The 10,409-nt window shown below is 43.4% G+C and carries 10 protein-coding genes; 3 read left to right on the top strand and 7 right to left on the bottom strand.

Annotated elements, in window-relative coordinates:
• Nucleotides 1–99: 99 nt before the first annotated feature.
• Nucleotides 100–480 (bottom strand): hypothetical protein, encoded by a 381-nt coding sequence (locus tag ASU35_RS17305; RefSeq protein ID WP_058354213.1) that lies wholly within the window; start codon nucleotides 478–480, stop codon nucleotides 100–102.
• Nucleotides 437–871, bottom strand: coding sequence for a helix-turn-helix domain-containing protein (locus ASU35_RS17300; RefSeq protein WP_058354212.1), 435 nt, complete (start codon nucleotides 869–871; stop codon nucleotides 437–439). Before ASU35_RS17300 ends, ASU35_RS17305 begins: the two co-directional genes overlap by 44 nt.
• Nucleotides 872–997: 126 nt before the next feature.
• Here ASU35_RS17300 and ASU35_RS17295 point away from each other — a divergent pair, with 126 nt between their 5' ends.
• The 3 genes from ASU35_RS17295 (at nucleotide 998) to ASU35_RS17285 (ending at nucleotide 6,668) form a co-directional block, all read left to right on the top strand.
• A complete protein-coding gene (locus ASU35_RS17295; protein ID WP_058354211.1) occupies nucleotides 998–2,584 on the top strand; it encodes a DEAD/DEAH box helicase in 1,587 nt (528 codons plus the stop codon).
• 64 nt (nucleotides 2,585–2,648) lie between these two features.
• A complete protein-coding gene (locus ASU35_RS17290) occupies nucleotides 2,649–4,250 on the top strand; it encodes an MBL fold metallo-hydrolase RNA specificity domain-containing protein (protein WP_058354210.1) in 1,602 nt (533 codons plus the stop codon).
• Between the two features lie 105 nt (nucleotides 4,251–4,355).
• A complete protein-coding gene (locus ASU35_RS17285) occupies nucleotides 4,356–6,668 on the top strand; it encodes a hypothetical protein (protein ID WP_058354209.1) in 2,313 nt (770 codons plus the stop codon).
• 145 nt (nucleotides 6,669–6,813) lie between these two features.
• Here ASU35_RS17285 and ASU35_RS20390 read toward each other — a convergent pair whose 3' ends face one another.
• From ASU35_RS20390 to ASU35_RS19535, 5 genes are all read right to left on the bottom strand, one after another.
• Nucleotides 6,814–7,248, bottom strand: a complete 435-nt coding sequence (locus ASU35_RS20390; RefSeq protein WP_058354208.1) for a hypothetical protein — start codon at nucleotides 7,246–7,248, stop codon at nucleotides 6,814–6,816.
• Nucleotides 7,241–7,504: a HigA family addiction module antitoxin gene (locus ASU35_RS20385; protein WP_058354207.1), complete on the bottom strand. Its 264-nt coding sequence runs from the start codon at nucleotides 7,502–7,504 to the stop codon at nucleotides 7,241–7,243. The genes ASU35_RS20390 and ASU35_RS20385 overlap by 8 nt, the downstream gene beginning before the upstream one ends.
• Nucleotides 7,505–7,624: 120 nt before the next feature.
• Nucleotides 7,625–8,257 carry an HAD family hydrolase gene (locus ASU35_RS17270; protein ID WP_242861316.1) on the bottom strand — a complete coding sequence of 211 codons (633 nt, stop codon included), beginning with the start codon at nucleotides 8,255–8,257 and terminating at the stop codon, nucleotides 7,625–7,627.
• A complete protein-coding gene (locus tag ASU35_RS17265) occupies nucleotides 8,250–9,953 on the bottom strand; it encodes an AAA family ATPase (RefSeq protein WP_058354206.1) in 1,704 nt (567 codons plus the stop codon). The genes ASU35_RS17270 and ASU35_RS17265 overlap by 8 nt, the downstream gene beginning before the upstream one ends.
• 62 nt (nucleotides 9,954–10,015) lie before the next feature.
• Nucleotides 10,016–10,213: a hypothetical protein gene (locus ASU35_RS19535; RefSeq protein ID WP_147525483.1), complete on the bottom strand. Its 198-nt coding sequence runs from the start codon at nucleotides 10,211–10,213 to the stop codon at nucleotides 10,016–10,018.
• Nucleotides 10,214–10,409 lie beyond the last annotated feature (196 nt).

Below are 10,409 nucleotides of genomic sequence, written 5' to 3'. Positions count from 1 at the left end.
GTCAATCAGTTCCATTTTAGGAGTTGGTTGTAAAAAAGGGTGAACTTCACGGATTCAGGATAATAATTACGGTTTCTGCAAGAAATGTTTTAATATATTTCATTCTTTCTCCCTTAAATTTGTGTCGTTCCTTCTTTTTTCAATTTCTTCAATATATCTTAAGATTTTTGAGGATATGCCAGCCCCGGTATACTCATATCCGGCTAACGCCAGAGCCTTTTGGGACTCGGTATAGTGGTCAATCCTTCCATATATCTTAGCCTTATGAAGATACAGATTACGAATCAGCTCCATCACGCCCAGGCTTTCCCTGTCATATTCCGGATTTTCGTAAATTTCCTCAATCCAGGCATCAATATCATTCAGTGCTTTCCCTACATTTCTCTTCTCGGTCAGATAAATAGCCTCTGCATAAGCACGGTAAGCCTCCCTCGCATCACCGCTTTTTAACAGAGCTTCTCCCTTTTCCTTCCATTTCATTACTTCTTCCACTCTTCCTATCCTCTCTTTCTTTATTTCTACCAACCTTTCGCTTCAGATAGATAATCAGATCCTCCTGTTCCTCCTCTGACAATTCGTGAAGCATCTCTATCAAGCGACGTTCCCTCTCCGGCAAATAACGGTATGGAGACTCCATTTCTTCCTTTTTCAGCCTGCTGGTTTCCTCCTCCGATGACAGAAGCTCATCAACACTAACCTTATAAAACTCCGCAAGCTTCGCCAGCACAACGTAATTCGGAACACGATCCCCCAACTCATAATGAGTATATGCCTGTCTTGTAATTCCCAGATAATCACCTAACTGTTTCTGGGTATATCCATTGTATTTTCGCAGACGTTTTAAATTTCCCTGTAAAACTAAGTCACTCATTCCCCAGCCTCCTTAATATATAGTTTAACAAATTGTTTCCCCAGTTTCAATGCTTTTCCTTGACAATTCCCATTCTGATACGGTATACTGCACAAGTTACCGTTTAACAAATAAGAAAGGACTTTTATGGAAACAATTACATTTGAAGAATTGAACTTAGACACCAGAATCCTGCGGGCAGTAGAAGAAATGGGCTTTGAAGCCGCCTCTCCTATCCAGGCACGGGCTATTCCGGTAGTCATGGAAGGTTGTGACGTTATCGGCCAGGCACAGACAGGAACCGGAAAAACCGCCGCCTTCGGCATCCCGCTTCTGCAAAAGATAGATCCTAAAAACAGGCATTTGCAGGCAGTTGTCCTGTGTCCTACCAGAGAGCTTGCCATCCAGGTAGCTGATGAAATCCGTTCTCTCGCAAAATTCATGCATGGAATCAAGGTTTTACCTATCTACGGAGGACAAAATATCTCCAATCAGATTCGTTCCCTGAAATCAGGCATCCAAATTGTCATCGGAACTCCAGGCCGCGTCATGGACCACATGCGTCGTCATACCCTGAAGCTTCCAGACGTAAAAATGATTGTTCTTGATGAGGCTGATGAAATGCTTAATATGGGCTTCCGCGAGGACATTGAAACCATTTTAAATGATATGCCGGAAGAACGCCAGACCGTTTTATTCTCCGCTACTATGCCGAAACCGATTCTGGATATTACAAAAAAATACCAGAAAAACGCAGAGATCATACGGGTTGTAAAAAAGGAGCTGACTGTTCCAAAGATTGAGCAATATTACTATGAAGTAAAAAAGAGAAATAAGGAAGAAGCTCTGACACGACTTCTGGATATGTATTCACCAAAGCTGTCCCTGATTTTCTGCAACACAAAAAAAGGAGTAGACGAGCTGGTAGACCGACTTCAGGCCAGAGGCTATTTTGCCGAGGGGCTCCACGGCGATATGAAGCAGCAGCAGCGTGACCGGGTTATGAAAAAGTTCCGGGATGGAAAAACCGATATTTTAGTCGCTACCGATGTAGCCGCCCGTGGAATTGATGTAGATGATGTAGAAGCCGTATTTAACTACGACCTGCCTCAGGAGGACGAATATTACGTTCACCGTATTGGCCGGACCGGCCGTGCAGGCAGAGCTGGTATGGCATTTACCTTCGTTGTCGGCAAGGAGGTCTACAAGCTGAAGGACATCCAGCGACATTGCAAAACCAAGATTATCGCCAGGCCAATCCCCACTCTTGATGATGTCAGCAGCATTATTGCAGAAAAAATTCTTGGTCAGGTCAATGATATTATCGAAAATGTGGATTTAAAACCATTTATTGATATGATTGAAGCCAAGGTAAATGAAGAGGATTACACCTCCTTAGATGTCGCTGCTGCCTTCCTTAAAATGGCTATGGGTGATGACCATGACCCATCCCAGATAACGGCAGATGATTTTGAAAATACCGGTGCTGAATACGGCATGGTTCGCCTATTCATCAACATTGGTAAAAAGCAGAAGGTGAAGCCTGGAGATATCTTAGGTGCCATTGCCGGGGAAAGTGGTATTCCAGGTAAGCTGGTAGGCACTATTGATATGTACGATAAATACACCTTTGTCGAGGTTCCAAAGGAATATGCCTCCGAAGTCATCCAGGCGATGAAGCATGCTTCGATTAAAGGGAAATCTATCAGTATTGAGCCGGCAAACCGTAAATAATCATAGACGAAAGCCTCCTGTTTGTGGTAAAATAGAGATAAGAAAATTTTAGGAGGCGTTGCTTATGAAGCTCGTATTTGTTGGGGCCGACCATGAGGTGACAGGCAGCTGTCATTACATGGAGGTGAATAACAGGCATATACTGGTAGATTACGGTATGGAGCAGGGGATTGACACCCTGGTAAATCAGGATATTCCAAAAAATGCAGCAGATATTGACTATGTATTTTTAACTCACGCACACATTGATCATTCTGGTCTTCTGCCGCTTTTATATGCCAGAGGCTTCCGGGGACAGATTTTTTGTACCGAAGCGACAGCAGACCTGTGTAACGTTATGCTCCGTGACAGTGCCCATATCCAGATGGCAGAGGCAGAATGGCGTAACCGTAAGGGCCGCCGTTCCGGTGCGGAGGACTATGTCCCGCTCTATACGATGGAGGACGCCATGGGTGTCATTAAAAACTTCGTTCCATGCCCTTATGGCAGCCGTATCTCTATCTGCGAAGGTGTAGAAGCACGGTTTACCGATATTGGTCATCTCCTTGGCTCAGCCAGCATTGAATTTTGGCTGAAGGAGGCCGACAAGGAGAAAAAAATTGTTTTCTCCGGCGATATCGGAAATAATAACCAGCCTCTCCTTCGTAATCCGCAGTCAACCGATACTGCAGACTATGTGGTTATGGAATCTACCTATGGTGACCGTAGCCACGGTGAACATCCTGACTATGTAAAGGAGCTTGCCGGGATTATCCAGACGACAATGGACCGCGGCGGCAATCTCGTCATCCCTTCCTTTGCCGTTGGCCGTACCCAGGAGCTTTTGTATTTCATTCGTACCATTAAGGAACAAAAGCTGGTAAAGGGGCACGATAATTTTGAGGTCTATGTCGACAGCCCGCTTGCTATCGAGGCTACGACAATTTTTAACCGAAACGAAAGCAGCTGCTTTGATGAGGAAGCCCTTGCTTTAGTCCGCCAGGGCATCAATCCAATCGGCTTCCCGGGCTTAAAAAGCTCCATCACCAGCGATGAATCGAAACAGATTAACTTTAATACAACACCAAAGGTTATCATCTCTGCCTCCGGTATGTGCGAGGCCGGCCGTATCCGCCATCACCTGAAGCACAACCTGTGGCGTGAGGAATGTACCATCCTCTTTGTAGGCTACCAGGCCGTCGGAAGTCTGGGCCGCAGCCTCCTGGACGGTGCCGAGACTGTCCATCTCTTTGGTGAGGAAATTACTGTCCGTGCCGAAATCCGCCGCCTTAACGGTATCAGCGGCCATGCAGACCGTGAAGGCCTGATTCACTGGCTCAGAAGCTTTCAGAAAAAACCAGAACGGGTATTTATCGTCCACGGAGAAGATACCGTCTGTGATTCCTTTGCTACCCTTTTAAAGGATACCTACGGCTATAACACCGCAGCTCCTTACAGCGGTGCAGAGTTCGACCTGGCCTCTAACGCATGGATAAAAGAGGGCTTACGCATCCCGGTAGAGAAGAAAAAGAAGGACAGCGGCCGTGTATCCGATGTCTTCCAGCGGCTTGTGGCTGCCGGTCAGAGGCTTATGGCAGTTATCCGCCACAACGAGGGCGGTGCCAACAAGGATTTGGCTAAATTTGCTGACCAGATTAACTCCCTCTGTGATAAATGGGATCGCTAATCCTTACAATATTGTTACAATATTCTTAATCTGATTGCCAGAAGCAAAAAAATCATCTATGATAGAGATAGATGATTTTTTTGTTTGGAAAGGATGAATTGCTCTATGAAAAAACACTCCTTAAAGAACCTTTTGAGCACCAGCATATTGTTTCTTTCACTGGCAGGCGGAATGATTCCCGGAGCCCTGACAGCTCCTACTGCCAGTCTTTTCCCTGCTACAAAAGCTGCTGCAGCCGAAGCACCAGCCTTTGTAACAAAACGAAGCTCTCTCTATGAAAACGGCAGTGGGGATGGCACCTACCTCTATACAATAAAGAACCTGAAGAAGGGATATACCGTCAAATGGAGTAAATCAGGAGCAGGGGCCTCCTATGTTTCTTTTAAGAAAAAAAGCACCCCTGTGACTGGCAGGCGTATCTCTAATCAGGTGACCGTAGATACTCTTGGCTCCATGACAGCAAAAAATAAAAAGGTAACTCTGACCGCTAAGGTGTACGATAAAAACAATAAGCTTGTGAAAAAGCTGTCTGACAGCGTCACCCTGAAGGTCAGCTCTACCTCCCTCCGCATTAAAACTACAAAAATAACTGACAGCCTTACCAGTCTTTCTACCGGTAAGAGCTATGATTTTGATGCCGCAATTTCTCCTTCCAACGCAACCAGCCAGCTGTACTGGAGCGTTACCGACCAGTCCGGCAGCGACTGCTCCTGGCAGATTACCTCAGAGGGTATCTGGACGCCGACAACCAACGGAAGCTTTACCATTTGTGCCTATACAAAAAATGGAGCAAGCAGCCAAATCCTTTCCACTGCTAAAATCACTGCTACTGTTGGCAGCACCTTCCTATCTGCCCGGCAGACTGCCCGTGATACAATTGCCGTTTCTTTTAGTGGAAATATGAAGTCTGAGCTTGTTCTCTCTGATTTCAGCCTGTCCTATCTGGGCATTGCCGACAGTACGAGCAGCTTAAGCTCCACCGGTTCTTTAGTTTCCTTAAAGGAGCTTTCTTTATCTGAAGATGGGAAAACAGCTTATATCAAAGCCTACAATAGTCTTACAAATAAAGGTGTCTACCAGCTCAGCTACAAGGGTTCTCCTGTCAGTACTATTACCGCCAGCAGCGGCCAGCCGGTGTCCGGTGTCATCCTGACTACCCAGGTTCCTGCTAACACCTATAAAAATATTGATTTTATCCTATACGACCAAAATGGCGTGGATGTCACCTCTGCTTATAAACATATGGTTTCCTTTGACGGAGTTGTGCCAAACGGCTATCTGACCTCCAGTGGCAGCCTTCAGATGAACACCCTCGGTGAATATGCTTCTGTTATCATGACCTGCCATACCTCTGAAGAAACCTTTACTGTCAATGCCAACATTATGTGCGTGGCCGAAGGCTCCTCCGGTATCCGTACAATGATTACCAGCACTACAGAAAATCCTGTTTTTGACAGATCAGGTACCGTTTCCGAGACAAGCTTTTACCTGGGTGACACAGCCTATTTTCATTTTGAGCTCTATGATGAAAATAAGGCTTCGGTAGACTTTAAAAATCCATACTATTCTTCTCTGGACACCAGCATTTTAACGATTACGAGTGATGGCAAGCTGACAGGGAAAAAGGCTGGTACTGCAACCCTTAGCGTATCCTGTACCGTCAATAACAAACAGGTCTATTACAAGGTAATAGTTACCGTACTTCCAAGGCGTTCACCAGCCCAGCTAGTCCTAAGTAAGTCCAATGTCACCCTCTCCAACGTCTCCGAGGAGGACTATGGTGCTTCCATACAGGTCACAGCCTATGACCAATACCACAATGCGGTCAATCTAGCCTCTGCCATCGCCGAGCTTAAGGAAAAAGATGGCAAGGCCATCCTTGCCCGCTATGACAGCTCTACCGGAGAAATAAAGCTTCAGGCTCAGGGTGCCCAGCCAGGCACCTACACCTATACACTGAAGCTTCTCGTTGGCGGCAGCCAGCTGACAGCCTCCTTCCAGGTGACTGTACAGGCCGTTCCAGCCAATGGCATTGAAACTTATCTGCCAGAAACAAATACCATCGCCCTGGATACCAGCACTCTGACTGCCGGCTCTGAGCCTCTTTGCTTTAAGCTCCGCCTGGCCCGCTATGTCAACGGTATCTTTGCAGGCTACGCTACTCTCCAAAGTGCCTCTGTCCAGTCCGATGCAGGCTGGCACAGCGATGATTTAACAGCAAAAGCATCCTCCAAGGCACGCAAAATCTACCCGGAGGACAACCAGATTATCCTGGCTGCCGGATACTGGGATTCCAGCACAGCAGCTGCCAAAACTGCTGCTGCCGGAACCTATACCGTTACGCTTCAATATTATGAGATTGGAGATAACAAAAGCAGTGAGCTGCAAAGAACGCAGCTGGTAGTAGTGGTGAAATAGAATAGGCTTTCCTATCAAAGAAAAAAGGGGCGATTTGCCCCTTTTTCTATTGATACCCTGATTTAAGAAGTTTGATTTTTTCCAATTGAAATTTTATATTTATGCCTTAATTTAGACGACAATACACTTTCCTTAAATGAATTCATCATATTTTTCCATCTACTTTTTTTGTCGCACCATTAATACCTGATTTACTTAAATTCGGAAGTACTACCAGAACAACGCCAGCTTCATGAAATGCCTTTTTAATCAATGGAAAAAAGCCAGCATGATTACATGTTTGCGTCAATGCATATTCTATTGCATTCTCAAATTTTTTCTTATTGAATTTAGGTGCTTCAGTTTTTAAAGCTCTATTAATTGCAATTTGTACCATTACATTTGCATTGATGATATTAGATTCACTTAAATTTTCAGAATAACTTCGGAAGTTTACCGCCAAGTCCTCTTCTTTAAGCACATTCAATGAAGAAACACCAAGAAATTCCCTCACATACTTAATTTGTTCATCAATATTTCTTGACAAATCAGGGAATCCAAAATTATCTTTAAAATATTTATAGTCAATAAGTTTAAACACTTCTCTCTCTTATCAGTTCTTCATCAGAGATAAACTCTGCCTGCATAGCATCATAATTCTGCTGAAGATTAAGCCAATAAGCAACTGTCGTACCAAGCATTCTAGAAAGCTTAGCAGCAATATCAATCGACAGGCTTTGCTCACCTCTTATCAAAATACTCAAATTCTTAGGTGTCGTATTTAAACGTTTTGCAAAATCTTCTTGTGTAAGTCCACTATCATCAATAGCAAGGCGTAAATTCTTCTTCCTTTTCATCTAGTGGGCAAAGAATAATTCTCCATTTATCACGCCTACTTTTTACATCCACAGCAAATAATCCTTCCATATCTCCATGAAGATTATGAAAGTGAAACTGTGGCATAAAAATAATATCTTTTATAATTTCAGCACTTCAAATCTGTCAATAAAAAATTGTGCAAGCTCTTTCTCCACCTGATCCTGGCTTTCAAAAATAATCCCATGAATCCCCAGCCTCCTGGCTGCCTCAATATTAACCGGTGTATCGTCAATGAATACACATTCCTCAGCCTCCAGCCCGTATCTATCAAGCAGAGTCCAATAAATCGCCGGCATAGGCTTTATCAGCTTCTCCTGGTAGGATAAGATTCCACCGTCTGTTTCCTTCAAAAAAATCATATCCTCCGCACAGTCTCTCAGCATTTTTTCAGGAAAATTGGACAGTACCAAAACCCGATAGCCCTCTTTTTTAAGCCTTTGTATCCAGGAAACCGCATAGTCTCTCAGGTGAAGGATTCCACTTACATTCTCAAATACTCTTCGGATTTCCACTTCCAGCTCCGGAGCTCTCCTTATAAATCTCTGTATTACCTCTTCTTCTGTCAAAACACCCCGGTCCAGTTCTGCCCAGTCTGGGGTGTGTACGGTAGCTTCCGAAAGCCTTTCAAATATTTCCTCAGAAAATCCAAAGCTTTTAAAATATGGCTCCCAGCAAAAGTCTACTAAAACATTTCCAATGTCAAAAATAATGGTTGTTATCATATTATTCATATTTTTCTCCAATCAATACCCTTTTCCCTTTAAAGGCAAAACCATATTTTTTAATCTTATCCTCTGCAATCCCCCGGGCTGCCAAAGCCGCCACATATTGCTTTTCCTCTATCTGGGTAAGAGCTGACTCAACAGTATCCTCCAGCGACTCTTCCCTTCTCGGATTATGCACCTTAAACTCCAAAATAAATCCCTCTTTCCCCTTATCCTTTGCCTCTATCATAATATCGTATCGGCCAAAGCCGCTTTCCCGGTTCGACGTTATCACATATTCCTCACTCAGTTCCACCATCAGGCCCAACACAAAGCCATGGTAAAAACGCTCCGGCTCTGAAAAAGGTTTCTTTCCCGTGTCAAAATAGCTGAATATCTGTACTGTCACACGATTCATATACTCATTCATAGCCTCGGTATCTCCTAAAAGCAAAGCTTCCACAAAATCATTATAATCCGCCCCAGTTCTGGTAAACCAGCTTTGCACCATGCCGCGGAACATCAGATAAACCTCATAGTTTGTAAGGGCCAGGTCATACATGACCTCCCTATCCCCTTCCCAAAGCTCTGGCTGTTCATCATGCCTTAGCACTTTGAGGTAACCACTGGCCAGAAGCAGACTCCAGATAGCCTCCTCATTATTGTCCAGCTGGTTATATACTATTTGCTCATCAATTGGATGGCTGATTACATTGCCCTTTAAAAGCTCCTCAAAGGTAATTTTAATCCGCCGGCTTCCCTGCCGGATTAGCTTCCCTACCAGACTGTTTGCACTGGTATTTGCCCAGTAGGTATCCAACTTTCCTGTATCCAGAAAATTTAATATCGACCATGGATTATAAATATCTGCATGTTCCCCAAAAATAAAGCCATCATACCACCGCTTTATCTCTTTTTTCTCTTTTGCATACCCAAATTCCTCTAAGGCTGCAAAAACCTCCTGCTCGGTAAAACCAAAGGCCGTCGCATATCTATCCGAAGTCGTTGTTATTACCTTTAAATTATTCAAATCTGAAAAAATCGACTCCTTACTAACCCTTGTGATACCGGTCATCATCCCACGCTCCAGATAAGGATTCGTCTTAAAGGCAGAGTTAAACATACTTCTTGTAAAGTATACCAGCTCCTCCCAGTAGCCGTTTACATATGCCTCCTGCATTGGAGTGTCATACTCATCAAGAAGAATAAGTACCTTTTTTCCATAATATCGATGCAGATATTCAGATAACTGATATAATGCCATCGTCGCTGTACTGTCACTCATACCAACAGAAACACGATCATAATATTCCCTGTCCTTTTCTGTAAAAATCTCGCTTTCCCAAATAAAAGAATATTTCACATAAAGATTAATCAAAAGCTGACAGATTTTCTCTCTGGCATCCTCATAATTGTGCTCCTTAACATTTGCGAAGGACAGACTAATCACAGGATATGTCCCCTGCATCTTCCGATATTTCTCCTCTTGCCAGATAGAAAGTCCCTCAAACAAATCCTCTCTCCCGGCATGCTCTATCGAAAAAAAGTGTTCCAGCATATTAATATTCAACGTCTTTCCAAACCGGCGAGGACGGGTAATCAGTGTCACACTATCCTTGCTTTCCCACCACTCCCGGATAAAATCTGTCTTATCTACATAAAAACAATGATTTGTAATAATTTGTTCAAAATCCTGTATTCCAATCCCAACTGTCCTTGCCATGATAACCTCCCACCTATAAAACCCTATTATAACAAAAATCCATTATACTAATCATCCTTCCTTTAGTATAGTGGATTTCCATTTAAAATACAATTTGTTTTACAGTTGGCTCCACGCATAATGGCAGCTACTGTAGAAATGATAGTATTTTCGTTGACTGCTTTTGCTTCATGCACTGGTAATTCAATAAACACTGAATTGAATTCCATAAAATCTAGAAATGCCTGTCGCACACATTTCAGACGGTAATAATACTTCATAAATAATATTCTCTACAAAAATATAAAATTCTACAGTAATCATCGCCTTCTTAGAATTTATTCCTATATAAGCGGCTATTTCTTTCAGAGTATCCACAATCATAATTCCTGCAAATACTTTTCTATGTATTTTTTACTGTAATTAGTGTCTGCTGATTAAGCAGACATTTGCAACTTCCAACTCTTACATCTGCTC

It is taken from the genome of Acetivibrio ethanolgignens (assembly GCF_001461035.1).
GTDB lineage: Bacteria > Bacillota > Clostridia > Lachnospirales > Lachnospiraceae > Velocimicrobium > Velocimicrobium ethanolgignens.
Note: the sequence above shows the minus strand (reverse complement) of the source record. Positions and strands in the feature narration are given on the sequence as shown.